This window comes from Gordonia sp. NPDC057258, from assembly GCF_042668985.1.
GTDB classification, from domain to species: Bacteria; Actinomycetota; Actinomycetes; order Mycobacteriales; family Mycobacteriaceae; genus Gordonia; species Gordonia hongkongensis.
The window spans coordinates 157368-178934 of sequence record NZ_JBHUXZ010000001.1; the positions used below are offsets into that span (position 1 = coordinate 157368).

15 protein-coding genes are annotated in these 21567 nt (G+C 67.6%); 9 read left to right on the forward strand and 6 right to left on the reverse strand.

What is annotated here, in order from left to right:
* Nucleotides 1–37 precede the first annotated feature (37 nt).
* The 4 genes from ACFUEJ_RS00730 to ACFUEJ_RS00745 are packed head-to-tail and all read right to left on the reverse strand — an operon-like array spanning nucleotide 38 to nucleotide 4276.
* On the reverse strand, nucleotides 38–925 hold the full coding sequence (locus ACFUEJ_RS00730; RefSeq protein ID WP_288816064.1) for a carbohydrate ABC transporter permease: 888 nt from the start codon (nucleotides 923–925) through the stop codon (nucleotides 38–40).
* Nucleotides 925–1878, reverse strand: a complete 954-nt coding sequence (locus ACFUEJ_RS00735; protein WP_388026988.1) for a carbohydrate ABC transporter permease — start codon at nucleotides 1876–1878, stop codon at nucleotides 925–927. The genes ACFUEJ_RS00730 and ACFUEJ_RS00735 overlap by 1 nt, the downstream gene beginning before the upstream one ends.
* 2 nt (nucleotides 1879–1880) lie before the next feature.
* Nucleotides 1881–3239 carry a sugar ABC transporter substrate-binding protein gene (locus tag ACFUEJ_RS00740; RefSeq protein ID WP_288816060.1) on the reverse strand — a complete coding sequence of 453 codons (1359 nt, stop codon included), beginning with the start codon at nucleotides 3237–3239 and terminating at the stop codon, nucleotides 1881–1883.
* Nucleotides 3236–4276, reverse strand: coding sequence for a sugar-binding transcriptional regulator (locus ACFUEJ_RS00745; RefSeq protein WP_068970510.1), 1041 nt, complete (start codon nucleotides 4274–4276; stop codon nucleotides 3236–3238). The genes ACFUEJ_RS00740 and ACFUEJ_RS00745 overlap by 4 nt, the downstream gene beginning before the upstream one ends.
* A gap of 150 nt (nucleotides 4277–4426) precedes the next feature.
* Between ACFUEJ_RS00745 and ACFUEJ_RS00750 the strand changes: the two genes are divergently transcribed.
* From ACFUEJ_RS00750 to ACFUEJ_RS00770, 5 genes are all read left to right on the forward strand, one after another.
* Nucleotides 4427–5485 (forward strand): NAD(P)-dependent alcohol dehydrogenase, encoded by a 1059-nt coding sequence (locus ACFUEJ_RS00750; RefSeq protein ID WP_288816069.1) that lies wholly within the window; start codon nucleotides 4427–4429, stop codon nucleotides 5483–5485.
* Entirely contained in the window at nucleotides 5482–6957 is a 1476-nt protein-coding gene (locus ACFUEJ_RS00755) for a mannitol dehydrogenase family protein (protein WP_288816056.1), read from the forward strand. The genes ACFUEJ_RS00750 and ACFUEJ_RS00755 overlap by 4 nt, the downstream gene beginning before the upstream one ends.
* On the forward strand, nucleotides 6954–8354 hold the full coding sequence (gene xylB, locus ACFUEJ_RS00760; protein WP_288816052.1) for a xylulokinase: 1401 nt from the start codon (nucleotides 6954–6956) through the stop codon (nucleotides 8352–8354). Before ACFUEJ_RS00755 ends, xylB begins: the two co-directional genes overlap by 4 nt.
* Nucleotides 8355–8447: 93 nt before the next feature.
* A complete protein-coding gene (locus ACFUEJ_RS00765) occupies nucleotides 8448–9242 on the forward strand; it encodes a class I SAM-dependent methyltransferase (RefSeq protein WP_388026993.1) in 795 nt (264 codons plus the stop codon).
* Between the two features lie 287 nt (nucleotides 9243–9529).
* A complete protein-coding gene (locus ACFUEJ_RS00770) occupies nucleotides 9530–10918 on the forward strand; it encodes an IS1380 family transposase (protein ID WP_388026996.1) in 1389 nt (462 codons plus the stop codon).
* A gap of 290 nt (nucleotides 10919–11208) precedes the next feature.
* Here ACFUEJ_RS00770 and ACFUEJ_RS00775 read toward each other — a convergent pair whose 3' ends face one another.
* Nucleotides 11209–12042 carry an aldo/keto reductase gene (locus ACFUEJ_RS00775; protein WP_388026998.1) on the reverse strand — a complete coding sequence of 278 codons (834 nt, stop codon included), beginning with the start codon at nucleotides 12040–12042 and terminating at the stop codon, nucleotides 11209–11211.
* Between the two features lie 115 nt (nucleotides 12043–12157).
* On the reverse strand, nucleotides 12158–15601 hold the full coding sequence (locus ACFUEJ_RS00780) for a protein kinase (protein ID WP_388027001.1): 3444 nt from the start codon (nucleotides 15599–15601) through the stop codon (nucleotides 12158–12160).
* 217 nt (nucleotides 15602–15818) lie between these two features.
* Here ACFUEJ_RS00780 and ACFUEJ_RS00785 point away from each other — a divergent pair, with 217 nt between their 5' ends.
* The 4 genes from ACFUEJ_RS00785 (at nucleotide 15819) to ACFUEJ_RS00800 (ending at nucleotide 21511) form a co-directional block, all read left to right on the forward strand.
* Nucleotides 15819–16022 carry a cold-shock protein gene (locus ACFUEJ_RS00785; protein ID WP_058252822.1) on the forward strand — a complete coding sequence of 68 codons (204 nt, stop codon included), beginning with the start codon at nucleotides 15819–15821 and terminating at the stop codon, nucleotides 16020–16022.
* A 202-nt stretch (nucleotides 16023–16224) separates the two neighbouring features.
* Nucleotides 16225–18570 carry a glycerol-3-phosphate 1-O-acyltransferase gene (locus ACFUEJ_RS00790; protein WP_065629466.1) on the forward strand — a complete coding sequence of 782 codons (2346 nt, stop codon included), beginning with the start codon at nucleotides 16225–16227 and terminating at the stop codon, nucleotides 18568–18570.
* Entirely contained in the window at nucleotides 18567–20060 is a 1494-nt protein-coding gene (locus tag ACFUEJ_RS00795; protein WP_058252824.1) for an HAD-IB family hydrolase, read from the forward strand. Before ACFUEJ_RS00790 ends, ACFUEJ_RS00795 begins: the two co-directional genes overlap by 4 nt.
* Nucleotides 20057–21511, forward strand: coding sequence for a wax ester/triacylglycerol synthase domain-containing protein (locus tag ACFUEJ_RS00800; RefSeq protein WP_065629467.1), 1455 nt, complete (start codon nucleotides 20057–20059; stop codon nucleotides 21509–21511). The genes ACFUEJ_RS00795 and ACFUEJ_RS00800 overlap by 4 nt, the downstream gene beginning before the upstream one ends.
* Nucleotides 21512–21567 lie beyond the last annotated feature (56 nt).

The window sequence follows — 21567 nt, forward strand, 5'->3', positions numbered from 1 at the left end:
GTTCTCCGGTTTCTACAAGTTGTTGGGGGGATGCGGACTACTTGATCGCGCCGAACGACAGGCCGCGGACGAGCTTGTTCTGGGCGATCCAGCCGCAGATGACGACCGGCAGCGCGGCGAGCACGGATGCGGCGGACAGCTGCGCCCAATACAGGCCCTGGCCGGACATGAAACCGGTCAGGAACACCGGCATCGTCTGCGCGTTGACCGCGGTCATGTTGACGGCGAAGAAGAATTCGTTCCACGAGAAAATCACGCAGATCAGTGCTGTCGCTGCGATTCCCGGCGAGATGAGCGGGAGGATCACTTCACGCACCGAGGTCCACAGGCTAGCGCCGTCGATGCTGGCGGCCTCGAGGAGTTCGCCGGGGACCTCGAGGAAGAACGACCGCATCATCCACACCGCGATCGGTAGGTTCATCGCGGTGTAGAGGACGATCAGGGTCCAGATGTTGTCGAGCATCCCGATCTCGCCGACGATCACGTACAGCGGGATGATCGCGGCGACGATCGGCAGCATCTTGGTGCTGATGAAGAAGAACAGCGCGTCCTTGGTCTTGCGTACCGGGCGCAGCGACAGCGCGAACGCCGCGGGCACGCCCAGGAGCAGCACCAGGATCGTCGACACGATCGTCGCGAACAAGGAATTCAACAGGGGTGTCGCGATTCCCGCGTCGAAGACGTCTCGGAACTGCTGCAGCGTGGGCTCGAAGAAGAAGGTCGGCGGGTTCGTCGCGGCGTCGCTCTCCTGCTTGAACGACGTCAGCACCATCCAGAGCACGGGGAAGAAGAACCCGATCGCGAGAATCCAGGTCACCGCGGTCAGCGCCGCCTGCCGCGGACGGCGCCGACGGCGGATCTCGGTGCCGGACTTGTCTTCTGTATTGCCCGCCGACGCATGGTCGGAGCGAATGTCGGTGCTCATCAGGCCGGCTCCTCTGTTCCGGAGAATGATTTGAAGATCAGTCGCAGGGCGAGCGTGGCGACGACGATCGTGCCGATCACGGTCACGACACCCATCGCGGCGGCCTGGCCGATGTCGAAGCCGAGGAACGCGCGCTGGTAGATGTAGTACGACAGATTCGAACTGGAGACACCCGGACCACCGGAGGTCATCATGTACACCGCGTCGAAGGTGTTGACCAGGTAGATGGCCCCGAGCACCGCACCGAGTTCGATGAACCGGCGCAGATGCGGGAGGGTGAGTTCCCGGAATAGCCGGAAGCTCGTGGCGCCGTCGACGCGTGCCGCTTCCTGGATGTCGCGGGGCATCGATTGCAGGCCGGCGAGGATCAGCAGCATCATGAACGGCGTCCACTGCCAGACCAATTCGGCCATCACGCTGATCAGCGGGAACTCCGACAGCCAGTCGGTCTCGATACCGAACGGACTCAGCGCCCAGTTGACGAGTCCGTTGGTCGGCGAGAGCAGACTCGTCTTCCACAGGAGCGCGGCCGCCACCGGGGTGACGAGGAACGGCGTGATGAGCAGTGTCCGAACCACGCCACGGCCCAGGAACTTCCGGTCGAGCAGAAGGGCGAACATCAGACCGAGGAGCACGGAGATGAGCACGGTGCCGACGATCAGCAGGATCGTGTTGACCGTCACCCGCCAGAACTGACTGTCGCCGAAGACCGCGACATAGTTGTCGAGACCGACGAACGCACGCGAATCCGGACGCACCAGGTTCCAGGACTGGGTGGAGTAGTACAGCGTGAACACGAACGGGATCTGCGTGACCACGATCAAGAAGATCAGGGCCGGCAGGAGCGGGCCGCGACGCCGCCAGCCCTCGGCGCGCGTGACGTGATCACGCGAGGACGTCAGCGGTCCCTTCGGCGTCGTGTCGGGTGGTGGAGTCGAGACTGCGGTGGCCATGATCACTGCTCCCTCTGGTAGGACTTGCCCACGACCTGGGCGTACTCCTGCGCCTGGGCGAGCGCGTCGTCGACACTGATCTGACCGGCGATGGCTGCCGAGATCTGTTGACTCACCCGGGTTCCGAGGTCCTGGAACTCCGGGATCGCGAGGAACTGGACGCCGGTGTAGGGCACCGGTTCGAGGGTCGGCTTCAACTGGTTCGCTGCGCGCATCGCGCTCAGTGTCTGCTCGGCGAACGGCGCGGCGAGTTCCTTGTAGGCCGGCAGTTCATACGTGGACAGGCGGCTGCCCGGTGGGACGTGACTGGGCCCCAGGGTCTCCGAGACGTACTCGATGTAGCTCTTGCTGGTCATCCACCGGATGAACTTCCACGCCTCGTCCTGGTGTTCGCTGCTGGTGGGGATGCCGAGCGACCAGGTGTAGAGCCAGCCGTTGTCTCCCTTGGCCATACTGGGCGCCGGCAGGTAGCCGACGTCCCCGGCGATCGACGAGGTGTCCGGGCTCTCGAGCACCGACACCGCCGAGGTCGCGTCGTACCACATCGCGACCTGGCCCTGCGACAACAGGTTTCCGCACTCCTGGAAGCCCGACGACGCGGCGCCGGCCTCGCCGTGGTTCCGGACGGTGTCGACGTAGAACTTCACCGCCGCGGCGACCTCCGGACTGTCGAGCTGCGCGTTCCAGTCCTCGTCGTACCAGCGGCCCCCGAAGGCGTTGATCACCGTGTTGAGCGGGGCGAGCACCTCACCCCAGCCGGGCTTGCCGCGCAGGCAGATGCCCGCGGTGCGCTCGTTGTCGAGCTTGGCCGCCGCCTCCGCGACCTGGGGCCACGTCGGTTGGGCCGGCAACGCCACCCCCGCCTCGGCGAAGAGCTTCTTGTTGTACATCAGGAACGACGACTCGCCGTAGAAGGGCGCCGAGTACATCGAACCATCGTGAGACAGAGCCGTTTTCAGCGTCGGGATGAAGTCGTCGGCGTCGTACTCGGGATCCGCATCCATGTACGGGCTCAGATTCACGAGCCAGCCGTACTCGCCCCACATCGGGGTCTCGTAGTTGCTGATCATCACGACGTCGAACTCACCGCCGCCGGTGGCCACCGATGCGGTGATCTTGGCCCGCGCCTCGTTCTCGGAGAGGGTCACGAATCGCACCGTGACGCCGGGATTCTGCTCCTCGAACTGCGTGGACAGCTTTACCGCGTCCTGCATCTGCGAGTTGGAGACCATCGCGACGGTGATCTCGCGACCACCGCCGCCGGTGAGTGAACCGGCGCCGGAGCAGCCGGTCAGCACCAGCGTCACGGTCGCGATGATCGCACCCAGCGCCCATCGCACTCGGTGTCGGGAGAACATCATTGTTCGCCTTTCTCTTGCACCACAAGCCATTCGGCGGTGGCGAGGTCGGTGACGAGAATGGTGGCGTAGCCACCGCGCAGTGCACCGAGGATGGACTCGCGACGGTGTGTGCCACCGGACACGAGGATCGATGTCGGGCAGGCCCGGACCGCGTCGAGCGACACCGAGACGGTCCGATCGACGAGACTGGAGGGCACCGCGACGCCGTGCGCGTCGTAGAAGCGTCCGCCGATCTCTCCGACCGCGCCGAGTTCCAGGAGCTCGTCGAGGACGACGGCATCGATGAACGATCCCTCGAACAGAGTGGTCGACGTCGACACCGACCCGACGCCGAAGAGCATCACCTGCGCACCGCGCGCCGCCGAGAGCGCCTGCGACAGAATCGAATCACGGTTCACGGCGGTGACCGTCTCCGGGTCGACATAGAGCGGTGCGACCAGCCGCAGCGGACGGGCATGAAGACGTTCGGAGAACCGGGACAGTGCATGGTCGACGCCGGTGTGGTACTCCACCGAGGTCATCGAGCCGTCCATCTGCACGACCCGCTGACACGACGCCGACGCGGCCATGGCATCGGCGACAGCCACCTGCTCCGGCCCCCAGGTGAATCCGAAGGTGTCGGTCGCCTGGATGCGGCGGGTGAGCACCGACGCCCCGGCGCGGCCGAGCGCCGCGTTGCCGGTGGTGGTGCCGTCGGCCACCTCGTCGATGATGAGCACCTCGTCGAGACCGAGGGTCTCCTCCACCGCGCGCTCGAGATCGGTGTGGATCGAGGCCGAGAGATGCGCCGGCGCAGCCACGGACACGCGGACGAGGCCCTGCGCCCGGGCTCGCGCCACCAGCCGACCGGCGGTCGGCCGCGAGACGCCCAGGCGTGATGCGATCTCGGCCTGGGTGAGCCCCTCGAGGTGGTACATGGTCGCGGCGCGGACGAGAAGACGCAGGTCCTGGCCGGAGTCGGGGGTTCCGCGCGAGGCCGCGCGGACTGTCGAGCCGGACGGCTCGCCGTCGTCGCTCGTCGACTTCCGAGGTGCCATGGTCGCGTGCCCCGTCCCTGTCGTCGCCGTCGCCCGTTGAGCCAACGACGGTGAGCATCTGCTCACTGGCGGTCAATGTGCTCAATAAGCTAGCATCCGGGTGTGACCCACGCAACAGCCGATCACCCCATAGCGGACGTTCCCGACGCCATGCGCGCCGCCGTCCTGCATCCCGATCTCTCGGTGACCACCGAAAATCGCAGGTCGCCGCAGCCGGACCCCGGTGACGTCACGGTGGCCGTGCGCGCGGTGGGGGTCTGCGGGTCCGACACCCACTACTTCCGTCACGGACGGATCGGCGAGTACGTGGTCCGCGAACCGCTCGTCCTCGGTCACGAGGCGGCCGGGGTCGTCGTCGCCGTCGGGGAAGGGGTTGACCCGGGCCGGGTCGGCGAGCGGGTGTCCATCGAACCGCAGCGTCCCGACCCGACCACAGCGGAGAGCAGACGCGGTGACTACCACCTGTGCCCACACATGCGGTTCTACGCGACGCCTCCGGTGGACGGCGCCTTCGCCGAATTCGTGACCATCGGAGCCGATTTCGCGCATCCCGTACCACCCGAGGTCTCCGACGAGGCCGCCGCCTTGTTCGAGCCGCTCTCCGTGGGCATCGCCGCGATGCGCAAAGCCGAGGCGTCGGTGGGCGGCTCGGTCCTGATCGCCGGCGCGGGTCCGATCGGCCTGATGGTGGCGCAGGTCGCCCGGGCGTCCGGTCTCGCGCGCATCGTCGTCAGTGAGCCCGATGCGCAGCGACGTTCTCGCGCACTCGAATTCGGTGCCACCACGGTGATCGAACCCGGAACCGGGACCGAACCCGTCGACGCCTTCGTCGATGCCAGCGGTGTCGCGGGTGCGGTCCGGGATGGACTGGCCCGGGTGCGTCCGGGCGGGCGCGTCGTCCTCGTCGGGATGGGCGCCGACTCGATGGAACTGCCGGTGTCGCTCATCCAGAACCGCGAACTGGTGCTGACCGGGGTGTTCCGTTATGCCAACACCTGGCCGACGGCCCTCGCGCTGGTCCGGACCGGCGCCGTCGACCTCGACGCCATGGTCACCGCCAGGTTCGGACTCGACCAACTCGCCGACGCGCTCGACTCCGATCGCGCGCCCGGCACCATCAAAGCCGTGGTCTACCCGTCTGTTTCGAGTTACCAGCCCGGGCCCGGCGCCGACACCGCCCCGAACGAGACGGAAGGAACTCGTGGATGAGCACACCCCTGAACAACGAGACGATGTCGGGCCTCGCCGGCGTGGCGGTCCCCACTTACGACCGTTCGGGCGTCACCCCCGGGATCGTGCACTTCGGTGTGGGTGCGTTCCACCGTGCACACCAGGCGATGTACCTCGACCGTCTCCTCGCCACCGATGCGTCGGCGCGCGAGTGGGGCATCTGCGGGGTCGGCGTCCGCACGGCCGACGCCGCGATGCGCGACGCCCTGGGGCCGCAGGACGGACTGTTCACGCTCACCCTCAAACACCCCGACGGCGCCGTCGAGACCTCGGTGATCGGATCGATCGTCGAATACCTCTACGCTCCTGATGATCCCGAGAAGGTCATCGAGCGGCTCAGCGACCCGGCGACACGCATCGTCTCGCTGACGGTGACCGAGGGCGGCTACAACTTCTCACCGTCGACCGGTGAGTTCGACGCCACGAACCCGGACATCGTCGCCGACCTCGAGGCCAGTGCGCCGCCACGCACCGTCTTCGGGCTGGTGACCGAGGCACTCGCGCGGCGCCGGGACCGCGGTGTCCCGTCGTTCACGGTCATGTCGTGCGACAACATCCAGGGCAACGGGCACATGGCACGATCGACCTTCCTCGCCTATGCGCAGCTGCGCGATCCGGAACTGGCCGCGTGGATCGAATCCAACACCCGGTTCCCGAACTCGATGGTGGACCGCATCACCCCGGCCACACCGCCCGAGTTGGCCGCCGAGGTCGCCGATCGCACCGGTGTCGACGACAACTGGCCGGTGGTCGCCGAGCCCTTCACGCAGTGGGTGCTCGAGGACGAGTTCTCGATGGGACGCCCCGCACTGGAGCAGGTGGGAGTCCAGGTCGTCGACGACGTCACCCCGTACGAGCTGATGAAGTTGCGACTGCTCAACGCCGGTCACCAGGCGCTGTGCTACTTCGGATATCTGCTCGGGTACCGCTACGTCCACGACGCGTCGTCCGACCCGGACATCCGGAACCTGCTGCACCGCTACATGACCGAAGAAGGCGCAACCACCCTCCGTCCGCTTCCCGGCGTCGACGTCGAGGAGTACATCGACACCCTCCTCGAACGTTTCGCCAACCCGGCGATCGGTGACACCATCGCGCGACTGTGCCAGGACTCCTCCGACCGCATCCCGAAGTGGCTGGTCCCGGTGATCCGCGAGCGCCTCGAACAGGGCCGGCGAAGCGACCTCGCCGCTGCGGTCGTGGCGAGCTGGACCCGCTACGCCGAGGGCACCGACGAGGCGGGGGAACCGATCGACGTCGTCGACCCCCTTGCGGCCGAACTCGTTCCGCGAGCGCAACGGTCCCGCACCGACCCGCTGGCCTTCGTCGCCGACCCCGAGCTGTTCGGTACCCTCGCCCAGGATCCGCTGTTCACCACTCCGTATCTGTCGGCGCTGGAGTCGTTGCGCAGCAAGGGAACCCGCGCGACACTGATCGACCTGCTCGCATGACGACGCTGGTCGCCGGGATCGATTCGTCGACCCAGTCATGCAAGGTGGTCGTCTGTGACGCCGACACCGGGCAGGTGGTGCGCACCGGGCACGCTGCGCACCCCGCCGGTACCGAGGTACACCCGGATCACTGGTGGGACGCACTGTGCACTGCGGTCGCCGCCGCGGGCGGCTTCGACGACGTCTCCGCGGTGTCCGTGGCGGGCCAGCAGCACGGCATGGTCTGTCTGGACGGGAACGGCCGGGTGGTCCGGGAAGCATTGCTGTGGAACGACACCCGATCCGCACCGAGCGCTGCTGCTCTCGTCGACGAGTTCGGCGGATCCGAGCAGTGGGCACGCTCTGTCGGGGTGGTGCCGGTGGCTTCCATCACCGCGACCAAACTCCGCTGGCTGGCCGACCACGAACCGGCGCACGCCGACGCCACGGCTGCGATCTGCCTTCCGCACGATTGGCTGACCTGGCGACTGCGCGACAGTCACGACCTCGCCGAGCTGACGACCGACCGCAGCGACGCCTCCGGCACCGGCTATTTCAGCGCGGCGACCGGCGAGTACCGAACCGATCTGCTCGAAGCCGCGTTCCGCGGCCGTCGACCACTTCTGCCCCGGGTCCTCGGCCCCGCGGAACGGGCCGGCGTCACGCCGACCGGCGTCGTCGTGGGCGCCGGCGCGGGCGACAACGCCGCAGCCGCACTGGGACTGCACGCCGGCCCGGGGGATGCCGTTGTCTCCCTGGGCACGTCGGGCGTGGTCAGCGCCGTCGGCGACGTGGCGCCGAATGATCCGTCGGGTCTGGTGGCCGGGTTCGCGGACGCGACCGGGCGTCACCTGCCACTGGTCTGCACCCTGAACGGCGCCCCGGTGCTGGCGTCGACCGCGTCGATGCTCGGCGTGGACCTGGCCGAGTTCGCGCGGTTGGCCATGTCGGCTGAGCCCGGCGCGGGTGGCGTCACGATGGTGCCCTACTTCGCCGGCGAGCGCTCGCCGAACCTCCCCGACGCGACCGGCACGCTGACGGGGCTGACCGCGGCCAACTTCACCCCGGCCGCGATCGCCCGCGCGGCCGTCGAGGGCCTGGTCTCGTCTCTGGTGTTCTGCCGCGAACGAATCGAACAGCAGGGCATCGACGTCGAGCGCGTGCTGCTCACCGGCGGTGGCGCGAAGTCGGCTGCGGTGCGCCACATCGCACCGGGTCTGTTCGGCGGCGAGGTCGTCGTCCCCGCCGACGGCGAACACGTGGCGCTCGGTGCGGCGCGACAGGCCGCGTGGGCCCTGACCGGTGAACTGCCCGCGTGGGAGACATCGACCCAGACACTCACCGGGACGCCCACGCCCGAGGTGTACGCGCACTACCGGGAGGCCTCGCTCATGGTGGAACGCGAGGCGGGGCGGTAGGACTGCGGCGGCCCGGATACGCCGAACGTCCGGCAGCCGTGCGCACTTGCCGGGACAATGGCCCGGGGTCGGTACACAACCGAGGAGTGAGCGATGGTCGATTGGGACGGTGACCGGTACGCGGACGTGAGCGCCTTGCAGCGCATGGTCGCCGAGGAGTCGATCGGCGACCTCGAACTCACCGGGACCGAACTCCTGCTGGACATCGGGTGCGGCGACGGCTTCATCACGATGCTGCTCGCCGACCGGCTGCCGTCGGGCTCGGTCGTCGGCGTCGACGCCTCGCGCCGGATGATCGAACGCGCGCTGCTCCGGGTCCCGGCGGACCTGCTGCGCGTCCAGTTCCACGTCGACGACGTGCTTGCCCTGCCCTTCGACGACGACTTCGACATCGTGGTGTCGTTCAACGCGCTGCACTGGGTGCACGACCAGAGGGCAGCGCTGCAAGGAATCGCTCGCAGTCTCGTCGACGGCGGTCGGGCGGTGCTACAGATGGTGTGCGCCACCGAGAGACCGAGCATCGAGGACGTGGCGATGGAGGTCGCGGCGCAACCGGAGCGGAAGCGCTACTTCGACGGCTTCGACGCGCCCTACGTCCACATGGAACCGTCGCGGTTCGGGGAACTCGCCACCGACGCCGGGTTCATCGTGGACGACCTGACGGTGAAGGATCTGAACTGGCAGTTCGATTCGGTCGACGACTTCCGAGCCTGGTTCGCGGTCGGGGCGTCGGATTGGACGAGCCGCCTACCGGACAGTGCAGTCGACGACTTCGTCGACACGGTCATCGACCGCTACACCGACGTCGTCGGCGAGCCCGCACTGTTCCGGTTCAGCCAGTTGCGCGCCTCGCTGTCGAAACGCGCTCGCCTCGCGAACCTTTCCTGACCTTCCGGGCACCCCCGTCCCCTGATCCGAGAGAACGACAGCCCCAATGGTCCTTGAGGTGCGAGGAGCGATAGCGCCGCCACCCCCCGCTCCCTGAGGTGCGAGGAGCGATAGCGCCGCCACCCCCCGCTCCCTGAGGTGCGAGGAGCGATAGCGCCGCCACCCCCCGCTCCCTGAGCCTGGATCCGTGGACGGGTGCGGGGTGTCGGTAACGTGAAAATGCCCTCTGAGCTGGAATGATTGGTGGTGTTGAGACACAAAACATTCCAGCTCAGAAGGCACTTTCAGTGAAAGTATCGCACACGTTCTCCGCCACGTCCGCTGTCTTCGACGACGACAACCTGGTGTCGCACGCCGGGCTGGTACCGGTCATGGCGGTGGCTGAGTCGACCGGGTTGGCGTCCCTGCTGGGCGAACGGGTCGATCTCGGCACCACCCAGGTCGCCTCCGCCGGGGCCAACCTCGAGGCGAAACTGTTGACCGTGATCGCCGGATTGTGTTGCGGCGCTGACAGTATCGACGACCTCGGAAGGGTCCGCAGTGGTGGGCACACCCGCCTGTTCGACCGCGTGTACGCCCCAGCCACGATCGGACAAACGCTGCGCGAGTTCACCCCCGGCCACGCCCGGCAACTCAACGCGGTGATGACCCACACATTGCCGGCGATGTGCGCCACGGCGGGTCTGCTGCCCACCGACGGGTCCCAGGTATTTGTCGACATTGACTCACTACTACGCCCGGTCTACGGCTACCAGAAAGAAGGCGGCTCCTACGGGCACGCCAAAATCGCCGGGCGTGAACTCCTGCGCAAAGGGTTGTCCCCGCAGGTCACCACCCTGTCCGCAGCCGGGCATGCCCCGGTGATCGCCAACGCCTGGCTACGCGCCGGCCGCACCGCTTCCGGTAACGGGGCAGCGAGAATGATCGCTGAAACCCTGACCACCGCACGCCGCTGTGGGGCGAGCGGGGAGATCACCGTCCGCGGCGACGCCGCCTATGGCACCGCCGCGGTGATGCGCACCTGCCAACGCCTCGCAGCGACGTTCTCGCTGGTCCTGCGCACCAATACCGCGATCACCCGCGCCATCACCGCGATCGGAGACGACGCCTGGACCCCGGTGCACTATCCCGGGGCGGTCACCGACCCCGACACCGGCGAACTGATCTCTGACGCCGAAGTCGCCGAAACCACCTACACCGTGCAACCGGACTCCACCCAGCCGGTCACCGCCCGACTGATCGTGCGTCGGGTCACAGCCCACCACCCCGCCGGCACCGACACGTTGATGCCCGCCTGGCGGTACCACTCGTTTTTCACCAACACCACCGACGACACCGTCACCGCCGACCTCACCCACCGCCGCCACGCCATCATCGAAACCGTGTTCGCCGACCTCATCGACGGACCACTGGCCCATCTGCCCTCCGGACGGTTCGGCGCCAACGCCGCCTGGCTGGCCCTGACCGCGATCAGCCACAACCTGATGCGCACCCTCGCCGCACTCACCAACACCCCCACACTGCGAGCCGCGCGGGGCGCTACGCTGCGCCGCACACTCATCGCGGTACCCGCCCGACTAGCGCGACCAGCACGAACACCGGTGCTGCACCTACCCCGACACTGGCCAACCCAACACGCGTTCACCGCGTTGTGGGCCGCGGTCAACACCACCTGACCTACCAACCACACCCGCCCACCCACCACCAAGGAACCCCAGTGAAAAGGCTGACACAGGTCAGCGAATGCCGCACGCCCACAACATAATCAGGCGATCACGCGCCCCAACCCACCCCACCTGAACTCCTTCCACGGATTCAGGCTGAGGTGCGAGGAGCGATAGCGACGAGCCACGAAGGGCCTGGTGAGGCACCTTGCGAGGCCCTTCGAGGCTCGCTTCGCTCGCACCTCAGGGAGCAGAAGGGTCACCGCTCGCACCTCAGGGGAGCACAGTCGAGAGGGGGTTAATCACTCCGGCACGTAGTTGAAGGTGTCCGGATCGGGACCGATGCGTTCGTCGCTGTTGAGGCGGTCGATCTGGGCGACCTCGTCGTCGGACAGTTCGAAGTCGAACAGTGCGAAGTTCTCCTCGACGCGCGAGCGGGTCACCGATTTCGGGAAGACGATGTCGCCGCGCTGGATGTGCCACCGCAGGGTGACCTGGGCGGGCGAGCGGTCTTTGGACTTGGCGATCTCGGTGATCACCGGGTCGTCGGTCACCTTGCCCTGGGCGATCGGGGACCATGCCTCGGTCGCGATGCCGTGCTCGGAGTTGAACGCGCGCAACGGGTTCTGCGACAGATACGGGTGCACCTCGATTTGGTTCACCGCGGGTACGACGTCGGTCTCGTCGAAGAGACGCTGTAGATGCGCCTGCTGGAAGTTCGACACGCCGATCGCTCGCGCCTTGCCGTCGGCGTAGGCCTTCTCGAGCGCCTTCCAGGGCTGGACGTAATCGCCCACCTCCGGCAGTGGCCAGTGGATCAGGAAGAGGTCGATCTGCTCGACGCCGAGGTCGGCAAGGGTCCCGTCGAGCGCCTTCAGGGCGTCGTCGTAGTCGTGGAAGCCGTTGTTCAGCTTGCTGGTGATGAAGATGTCGTCGCGCGGAATGCCCGAATCGCGGACCGCTTCGCCGACGCCCTTCTCGTTGCCGTACATCTCTGCGGTGTCGATGTGGCGGTATCCGACCTCGAATGCGGTCAGAGTTGCTTCACGCGTGTCCTCCGGCGGAACCTGGAAGACTCCGAAACCCAACTGCGGGATGGTGATTCCGTTGTTCAGTGTGATGTTCGGGACTGCCATGAGCACTTGTCCTCTCTCTAGGGGTCGTCTACCTCTGCCCCGCACCCGCGCGGCGGGCGGTCTGGGGCCACGTTGTGGTTCAAGGCCACCGGCCCATCCGGGTATTCCCGGCCGGTCACGAACGGGTGCCGCCGGCGCCGAGCAACCGCTCGAGGAAATCCGGCGACAACGCTGCCGGCGCGGGACGGTCACCGGCACGAACACCGCGGGCGACGTCGTCGACGAGCCGGGTGAAGTCGTCGCCGCCATCCAGCGGGAACCGAACCATGCCCGACGCTGCGCACTGCGCCAGGACAGCCAGGGTCTGTGCACGTGCCTCGTCCGGCCGCCCGGCCGCGTCGAGACACATCGCCAGGAGTCGTCGCGCCCGCAGAATCGCTCGGTGGCGGCCGCTGCCGACCAACCTGTTCACCCACTCCTGCGCCCATCGACAGGCGACGTCAGGGGCTTCGGCGGACTCGCCGGCGTCGAGCATCAACCGGATCGCGGTCTCGGCATGGAGTTGCGCGACGATCGCCGCGATGCCGCGTGTCGGCACCTCGGCGTCGGCGTCGACACGCGCAGACACCCCTCGACGAGCCGGCAGGTGCCTCACCACCTGCTCGTTCTCGGCGACGGCACGCAGCCGCGGGGTGTCGAGCCGCTCGGCGATGTCCACGGCTTCGTCGAGGTAGGACCCCGCGACCGCCCGGTCACCGTGGCACAACGCCACGCGCGCCCCGACGAGATGCCGAGCCTCGATCATGTCGACGACGCCTTCGGCGGCCCCGATGAAGAAGCTCTCGTCGAGCAGCCGTTCGGCTTCGTACAGATCACCGCGCTCGTACCGGACCGCCGCGAGAAGGGCGCTGGCGAGTTGCGCACCCTGCGACTGGGTCGACGAACCCTGTTCGCGCGACAACCGCAGTCCCGTACGGAAGCATGCTTCGGCACGATCGAGGTCGAGCTGTTCGACGTAGGCGAGCCCGTCGAGTCCGTAGCCGTACATGACCGCGTACGGACCGGTGTTGCGTCGGTGTGCCGGGATCGCGCGTTGTTGCCAGCGGTGAGCCTCGTCGAAGTCGAATCGCAAGGTGGCGCCGAGGGTCCCGACATTGTGGATGGCCGACACGAGGAACGGCGGCAACCCGTCGAGGTCGTCGTCCAGGCGCGCCACCAGTTCGTCGAGCCCGTCGAGCCGGTCGGAGATGGCGCGCACGCACGCCTCGGCGATGTCGGCCTCACGGCGAATTCCCAGGGCAGCATCTGACCTCGCCAGTCGCTCGAGTGCGACCCGCGCCCGTTCGAGGGAGGCTTCGGCGAGCGCGGCGCGGTGCAGGAGGAGGTTCGCCCACGCGAGTTGCATCTGCAGGATCGGGTTGGCCGCCACCGTCACAGGCGGCAACTTCTCCATCAATGTGATCAGGGTGGTCATTCGCGAGTGTTCGATGAGTGACCGGCCGTCGGTCTCGACGAGTTCGATGGCACGGTCCGCATCACCGGCGGCGAGCGCATGGTCGACCGCCTCGGTCAGCATTCCGTGCCCCGCGAACCACTCCGACGCCCTGCGGTGCAGTTGCGGAATGAGTTGCGGTTCATCGCGTTCCAGCCTGCGCTGGAGAAACTCGGCGAACAGGGAGTGGAATCGGAACCACTGTCCGGCCTGATCGACCCGGGTGAGGAACAGGTCACGGAGCTCGATCTCCTCGAGCATGGCCTGTCCTCGCTCCTCGCCGCTCAGCGTGGTCGCGAGATCGGCGCAGATCCGTTCCGGCAGCGAGACGGTGAGCAGGAAGTGCAGGACCTCCGGTTCCAGCACGCCCAGGACGTTCTCGGCGAGGAAGTCACCGATGGCATGGTGCCGGCCGGAGATGTCACCGATCAGCTCGCCGGGACGCCCGGATCGGCGCAGCGACACACACGCCAGTTGCAGCGCCGCGACCCAACCGTCGGTCGATGACCACAGATCGGCGACCTCGTCGCCCCGCAGGTCCAGACCGGCGACATCAAGGAGGAACCGCCCGGCTTCCGCCTCGTCGAAACACAGTGCTTCCATGTCGATCTCGATGATCTCGTCGTGGACGTGCAGGCGACTGACCGGGAGGCCCCTCCGGGTGCGGCTGGTCACGATCACCTGCAGGTGATGACAACCGTGTTCGAGTAGATAGTCCATCACTCCGATGACCGCCGGGTCCGTCACCCGGTGCCAGTCGTCGACGATGAGCGCGATGCGCCGGCCGTGCTCGTGAACCTCGTTGATCAGCGATGTCAGCACGTACTCCTCGGCACGATCGCCGTGTTCCTCGACCGCCGCCGCGAGGTCGCCGACGGCGTCCGGGGCCGCCCGGCGCAGTGCCTCGACGAGGTCGGCGAGAAACCGTGCGACGTCGTTGTCGGTGTCGTCGACCGTTAGCCACGCCACCGGCACGCCGTCGACGGCGAGTTCCTCGGCCCACTGCGCCGCGACCGTGGTCTTTCCGTAGCCGGTGGGTGCGTGGATGAGCGTGAGACGGCGCAGCTTCCCGTCGCGCAGTGTCTTCAGGAGTCGGGCCCTGGTGACCTGTGCCCGAGGCCGGACGGGTGGGCGGAATTTCGTCGACGGCATGGGCAGCGTCATCGTCGTCCGCCGCCGCGGCGTCGTCGTCGTCGTCGTCGTCGAGGTAGCAGGTACCGTGGCCCCGTCTGGCAGCGCCATCCCGTCGAGTGGCACCCCGAGCCGCCGCTGCGCGTTCCGCAGTTCCTCGCCCAGCTCTGCCGCCGACCCGGGGCGGTCGGCGGGTTCGCGCGCCATCGCATGTTCGATGCAGCCGGACACCTCCGCGGGGAATCCGGCCGACGTGAGATCGGGGACTCCTTCGCTCGCGACGCGGAGGAAGTGCGCGACCACTTGCTCCCCGCTGCGCCTCTCGAACGCCGCGTGGCCGGTCAGCGCACAGAACAGGGTCGCGCCCAGCCCATAGACGTCGGAGGTCACTGATGGCGTCGCACCGGCGAGGAGTTCGGGCGCGGTGGAGGCGGGCGAACCGGTGACCAGATCGGCGTCGGTCTCGAAGCCGCCGGAGATACGGGCGATGCCGAAGTCGGTCAACTGGGGTTCGCCGTATTCGGTGAGCAGGATGTTCCCCGGCTTGATGTCGCGGTGCAGGGTGCCCGCCCGGTGGGCCGTCTCGAGCGCACCGGCCACCTTGATGCCGAGCCGGAGCACGTCGCGCCAGTCGAGCGGACCGTCCCTGCGGATGCGCAGATCCAACGATGCGTGGGGGTGGTATTGCATCACGATGAACGGAAAGCCCTCGGGCGTGGATCCGACCTCGAGGATGTTGACGATGTTCGGGTGCCCGGAGAGTCGTCCCATCGCACGCTGCTCACGCACGAACCGCTCGAGGTTCTGCGCGTCGAGGTGGTCGGTCAGCACCTTGACCGCGACATCGCGGTCCAATGCGGGCTGGCGGCAGCGATATACGGCACCGTAGCCACCACGACCGATCTCGACCGGATCGGCGAAACCTGCTTCCACCAGTTCACCGGCGACGTCGCGGACGGCATCGCGTTGTGTGGTCAGCGGATCGTTCTCGGCCATGACGTGCCTCGATCGCAGGTCGATCGCGTGGTGCCCTGTCCTGTCTACTCACGCAGACCCCGAACACCCGGGTTTCGTTCTCGAACGGGGTACCCGCGCAGCGGACCGCCCACAACGATTGCGCCCTGCGTTTCCCAACGGTCCTCATCTGTGACAGAGTTGACGGGCGGCCATCGGTCTTGGTGGTTGCGCACACTGAAGAAAGAAGTACAGCAGTATGGCACAGGGAACCGTCAAGTGGTTCAACGGCGAAAAGGGCTTCGGCTTCATCGCTCCCGACGACCAGGGCGCAGATGTCTTCGTCCACTACTCCTCGATCCAAGGTAGCGGCTTCCGCAACCTCGAAGAGAACCAGCGCGTCGAATTCGACGTCGAGCAGGGCGCCAAGGGCCCCCAGGCTACCAACGTCAGCGCGCTCTGAGCTCCTGACTTGCGCGAAACGCCCCGGACGGCCACTCGGTCGGATGGGGCGTTTCGTCGTCTCCGGACCGAACATCATCTGGCCGGACCGGTTACACACGAAAGTCCTCGCGGCGCGTCGGTCGTCCTGACGAAAACCACCCCCCCTCGGCGTAGTCCACGTCACAATTAGGCGGGGCCGGACCCCAGGAGACGTGAGGGTGATGCAGGTGACCGATCCGGTGGTGGTGCTGACCAAAGCCCGTACGTCGTGCGAGATGCGGGCGGTACGCGAGTGGACGGCGGCGAACTATCCGGACGCGACGATCTCCCGATCGGCGGAGATCGACTTCGACGGCATGGCGCCGGAGACGTTGCTCGTGCCTGTCCGGGCGGTCTGGCTCCCGGCGGTCCGGCAGGGTGAGCGGCGGGTCACGCTGGGCGACGTCCTGGTGCTGTCCAATCCCCGGCGGCCGCTCGGAGCGGTCCAGCCGCTGATCCGGAAGAGACGTCCGGACAGTCTCCGCGTCGTTGCCGGTGCACCCGCCACGATCGAGGAACTACGCACCCGGTATGCCCATCACCAGGCGCAGGGTGCGCCGTTCGCCCAGTTCGTCCTGTTCCAGGCGTCGGTGTCGGCCGAGCGAGCCGAACGCCAGATCGTCGGTGATCGCTACAAGGTCCCCCGGCTGGTCGCCGAGCAGATCAGCAGTTCGTCGCGATTCCAGACGTCCGCGGCCAAACTCGCAGCCGAACTGGGTCGGCCCACCGATGCGGTGGTCGCCGAGGCCACCGACAAACTCTCGACCTTCGTCGCCACCCAGAGCCGGCTCATGGACGACGTGTTCTCGGCGACCTTCAACCGACTGCACGAGCGGGCCTGGAACGTCACCGTCGACGTCGAGAACCTCAACACCTTGCGCACCCTCAACAGGTCCACCGGCCTGATCTTCCTGCCCTCCCACCGGTCCTATGTCGATCCGCTGGTCCTGGCGAAAGTGCTGCGCAACAACGACTTCCCACCCAACCTCGTGCTCGGCGGGAACAATCTCTCGTTCTGGCCGGTGGGCCCGGTGGCCCGCCGCGCCGGCATGATCTTCATCCGACGCAAGTTCGGCGCGGACCCGGTCTACAAGTTCGCGATGCGCTCCTACCTCGCCTACATCGTCGAGAAGCGCTTCAACCTGGAGTGGTACATCGAGGGCGGTCGCAGCCGGACCGGCAAGCTCCGGAAGCCCAAACTGGGACTGCTCACCTACGTCGTCGACGCGGTGGGGCAGCTCGACGAGGCCGACGTGACGATCGTGCCGACCTCGATCGTGTACGACCAGCTCCAGGAGATCGGCGCGATGGCGGCCGAGGACGCCGGTGGCACGAAGAAGCCCGAGGGCGTCGGGTGGTTGTTGCGCTACGCGAAGGCGCAGCGCGCCTACCTGGGCGAGGCCCGGGTGCGATTCGGGACCCCCATCTCGCTGCGGACCGCTCTCGCCGACGCCGGCGAGGGCCGCGCGCGACTGGAGAAGGTCGCGTTCCGGGTGATGGACGAGATCAATTCCGCCACCCCGATCTCGGCGACCTCGCTGGCCGGTTTCGCCCTCCTCGGCGCGCACGACAGGGCGTATACGCTCGCGGAGATCGAGGCCATCCTGGCTCCCCTGCTCGACTACATCCGCCGGCGCGAGCTACCCGGCCCGGACCCAGCCCTGTGCCGCGGGGTCGGGCTGACCCAGACTCTCCGGGTCCTCGCCGGCAACGGCGTGGTGAGCTGCTTCGACGGCGGTTCCGAACCGGTGTGGTCCATCGTGCCGGACAACCACGCGGTCGCGGCCTACTACCGCAACGGGGCGCTCCATCACTTCGTCGACCGCGCGATCGTCGAGGTCGCCATGCTCGCCGTGGCCGACGGTGACGTCCGGGCCGACGACATCCCGCCGGACGAACACCCCGTCGGATACGACGAGACGGCCGACGGTCCGCTCGCCGACGAGGGGCTGCTCGCGGCGTCGCAACGGGAGGCCCTGCGAATCCGCGATCTGCTCAAGTTCGAGTTCTTCTTCCCGGCCAAGACCGAGTTCCTGCACCGACTCGGTCTCGAACTCGATCTGCTGGCCCCGGGCTGGCGTGCCGTGACGCCGACGCAGGAGTGGACCTACGAGATACTGCACGGCCATACCGGCGGACTCCTCGCCCGACGCACCCTGCAGCCGTTCTTCGACGCCCAACTGGTCTTCGCGACCAAACTCGTGGAACTCGGCACCGCATCGCGCGACAAGGAGGACCTGATCGTCGAATGCCTCGGTCTGGGACGCCAGCTGTCCCTGCAAGGTGTTGTGCGCAGCAAGGATTCGGTTTCCAAGGACCTCTACGACGGCTGTTATCAGCTCGCCGACAACCGCCACCTGATCCACGGCGAGGAGGTCGCGGACCTCGCGACCGCCCGCCGGGACTGGCTCGACGAGGTCGAATCGATGCGCGAGCGGCTGGCCCGGATCGCGTCGATCGAGGATCTCCAGCGTGCCGTGGGCGGAGCCGACACCATGGACACGGTCTGGTCGGAGGGGACACCGTGAGTGCCTTCACCGACCGGATGCGGGCCATCCGGTCGGCACCCACCGGTAAGAAGGTCGCCGCGCTGTTCGACTACGACGGCACCCTGATCGAGGGCTTCTCCGCCGCCGCCATCATGCGAGCACGCTTGCGCAGCATGGAATTCGGTTTCGGCGAACTCGCCGACTTCCTGCTCATCGGATTGCGCGGCGTCGTGTCCGAACAGGACTACGCAGAAGTGCTCGACGCCACGCGTCCCACGTTCGCCGGCAAGACCTACGCCGAGCTGATCGAGTTCGGCGAACACCTCTTCAAATACGAGACGGCGGCCAAGCTGCGGCCGCAGATGTGGCAGATCCTGCGCGCGCATCGGGAGATGGGACACACCATCGTCATCGCGTCGTCGGCGACCCGATTCCAGATCGAACCCATCGCGCGGGAGATCGAGGCCGACTTCGCACTCGCCACCGATGTCGAGGTCGTCGACGGGGTGGTCACCGGCAACATCCGGGGACGCCCGCTCTGGGGTCCGGGAAAAGCCGCTGCGGTACGCACCCTCGCCCGTGAGCACGGCATCGACCTCGACGCCTCCTTCGCCTACAGCGACGGCAACGAGGACATCCCGTACCTGGAGTCGGTGGGCAACCCGGCGGCGGTCTCCCCGCGCCGAATACTGCGGGCGGAGGCCGAATCCCGCGGCTGGCCGATCATCGACCTGAAGAACCCCACGTACAACCGGCTCGGGATGCTGGCCCGAACCGGCGCCTTCTACGGTTCGTTTCTCGCCTCCGCCGCGGTGGGCGTCACCACCGGGCTCGTTCGACGCGATCCCGCCGCACTCGTCGAGGCCCTGCCGACCGGTACCGACGTCGGGCTGTCACTCGCCGGGATCCACGTGCAGGTCCTCGACGGAGGCGAGTACCTCACGTCGGCGCGGCCGTGCGTGTTCCTGTTCAACCACCAGTCGAAACTCGACCTGCCGGTGATGATCAACCTCGTGCGGTCCGAGGCCACGGGGGTGGCCAAGAAGGAGGTGCAACGGGTTCCGGTGGTCGGGCCGATCCTGCAGCAGGCCGGGTTGGTGTTCATCGATCGCGCCGACCCGGGCCGCGCGATCGAACAGCTGGCGCCGGCCGTCACAGCTCTGCGGGACGAGGGAATGTCGCTCGTGGTCGCGCCCGAGGGCACCCGGTCGCCCACACCACGTGTGGGCAGGTTCAAGAAGGGTCCGTTCCACATCGCGATGCAGGCGGGTGTCCCCGTCGTACCGGTGGTCCTGCGTAACACCGGCGAGTTGATGTGGCGCGGTGCGCAACTCATCCGACCGGGGACCGTCGAGGTGATGGTGCTGCCGCCGGTGGACACCAGCGACTGGTCGCCCGACGAGATCGGCGACCGCGCCGAGGAGGTCCGGCAGATGTACATCAGCGCCCTGGCCGACTGGCCGCTGGACTTCTTCGCCGACGACGACGCCCGGCCACCCGTCGAGGTACCGGAAGAGAGGCAAGTGTGAGCGAGGAACCGGACCTGACCGACGGGGTGGACCGACCGCTCGACTGGGCCAACGAGCCCCACATGAGCTCGGTGGACACCATCATGTGGCGAGGCGACACCGATCGCCGGATGCGCGGGACCATCTGCATGCTCGAGGTGTACGACTGCGCCCCGGACTGGGACCGGCTCGTGGCTGCCCACGAATGGGGAAGCCGAATGGCCCCGCGATTCCGGCAGCGCGTCGTCGACTCCCCGTTCGGCATGGGAACGCCCAGCTGGGCAGTCGACCCGGACTTCGACCTGCACTACCATCTGCGCCGAATCCGTCTGGGCGGCAACGGCAGCATGCGTGAGCTGCTCGTCACGTGCGAGCAGCTCGCGATGACCGCGCTCGATGCCGCACGGCCGCCGTGGGAGGGCACGCTGATCGAAGGGCTGCCGGACGGCAAGGCCGCATACTTCCTCAAAGCCCACCATGCGCTCACCGACGGCCTGGGCGCGATCATCGGACTCGCCCAGCTGCATTCGCCCACACGCGAACACAATCCGGGCAAACCCCAGCCGCCGAGTCCCGACCCGGTGAACATCACGCCCGTCGACCTGCTCCGCCGGCAGGTGGGCGAGGAGATCCGGCGGATCCCGCATCGTGTCGACACGACCTTCCGCGGCGTCCGCGCCCTGGCACATCCCCGCCAGGCACTGAGTTCCGTTCTCCGCTATGGTCGCTCGGTTCCACGCGTGGCGGGACTGGTCAGTCCCCCGGGTTCCCCGTTGCTCGCGCACCGGAGCCTGTCGTGGCGTTTCAGTGCGTTCGAGGTCCCGTTCACCGACCTCAAGGCGACCGCGACGGCGACTCGTGCGTCGATCAACGACGTCTACCTCGCCGGGCTCATCGGCGGCTTCCGCCTCTATCACGAGAAGATGGGCACCCCGATCGAGACGATGCCGGTCGCGATCCCGATCTCGGTGCGGCGTCCGGAGGATCCGGCGGGTGGCAACCGGATCGCGGTGGGACGGCTCGCCGGACCGGTCGGGATCGCCGACCCCTTCGAGCGGGTCCTCACCATCCGCGAACAGGTCCGCGTCGCCCGGCACGAACCGGCCGTCGACATCTTCAACACCCTGGGCTCGGTGATGGCCTGGTTGCCCGGATCGGTGCTCATGCAGTTCAGCGGCACGACCAGCCAGAACGATCTGCAGGCCAGCAACGTGCCGGGCATCCCGTGGGACACCTACGTGGCCGGCGCCAAGGTCGAGCGGATGTTCCCGTTCGGCCCGCTGCCCGGTTGCGCGATGATGGCGACGATGATCACCCACAACGGAACGGCCTGTCTCGGAATCAATTCCGACGGCGCCGCGGTCACCGACCTCGAGTTGTTCGCCGACTGCCTCGTCGCCGGTTTCGGTGAGGTGCTGGCTCTCGCCGCCGATGACGACGTCGTGCCGGGGGTTCTGCGACGGGTGGTGTGAGGGAACTCGTGGCCCACGTTCTGTGCATTCGAACCAGTCCGAATGGTCAGAACCGA

What these genes read in the sequence shown, in the direction of transcription:
- ACFUEJ_RS00755 (WP_288816056.1), top strand. Translation starts at nt 5,482, where the DNA reads ATGAGCACACCCCTGAACAACGAGACGATGTCGGGCCTCGCCGGCGTG.
- ACFUEJ_RS00765 (WP_388026993.1), top strand. Translation starts at nt 8,448, where the DNA reads ATGGTCGATTGGGACGGTGACCGGTACGCGGACGTGAGCGCCTTGCAG.
- ACFUEJ_RS00735 (WP_388026988.1), bottom strand. Translation starts at nt 1,878, where the DNA reads ATGGCCACCGCAGTCTCGACTCCACCACCCGACACGACGCCGAAGGGA.
- ACFUEJ_RS00730 (WP_288816064.1), bottom strand. Translation starts at nt 925, where the DNA reads ATGAGCACCGACATTCGCTCCGACCATGCGTCGGCGGGCAATACAGAA.
- ACFUEJ_RS00785 (WP_058252822.1), top strand. Translation starts at nt 15,819, where the DNA reads ATGGCACAGGGAACCGTCAAGTGGTTCAACGGCGAAAAGGGCTTCGGC.
- ACFUEJ_RS00780 (WP_388027001.1), bottom strand. Translation starts at nt 15,601, where the DNA reads ATGGCCGAGAACGATCCGCTGACCACACAACGCGATGCCGTCCGCGAC.
- ACFUEJ_RS00740 (WP_288816060.1), bottom strand. Translation starts at nt 3,239, where the DNA reads ATGATGTTCTCCCGACACCGAGTGCGATGGGCGCTGGGTGCGATCATC.
- ACFUEJ_RS00745 (WP_068970510.1), bottom strand. Translation starts at nt 4,276, where the DNA reads ATGGCACCTCGGAAGTCGACGAGCGACGACGGCGAGCCGTCCGGCTCG.
- xylB (WP_288816052.1), top strand. Translation starts at nt 6,954, where the DNA reads ATGACGACGCTGGTCGCCGGGATCGATTCGTCGACCCAGTCATGCAAG.
- ACFUEJ_RS00750 (WP_288816069.1), top strand. Translation starts at nt 4,427, where the DNA reads ATGCGCGCCGCCGTCCTGCATCCCGATCTCTCGGTGACCACCGAAAAT.
- ACFUEJ_RS00775 (WP_388026998.1), bottom strand. Translation starts at nt 12,042, where the DNA reads ATGGCAGTCCCGAACATCACACTGAACAACGGAATCACCATCCCGCAG.
- ACFUEJ_RS00790 (WP_065629466.1), top strand. Translation starts at nt 16,225, where the DNA reads ATGCAGGTGACCGATCCGGTGGTGGTGCTGACCAAAGCCCGTACGTCG.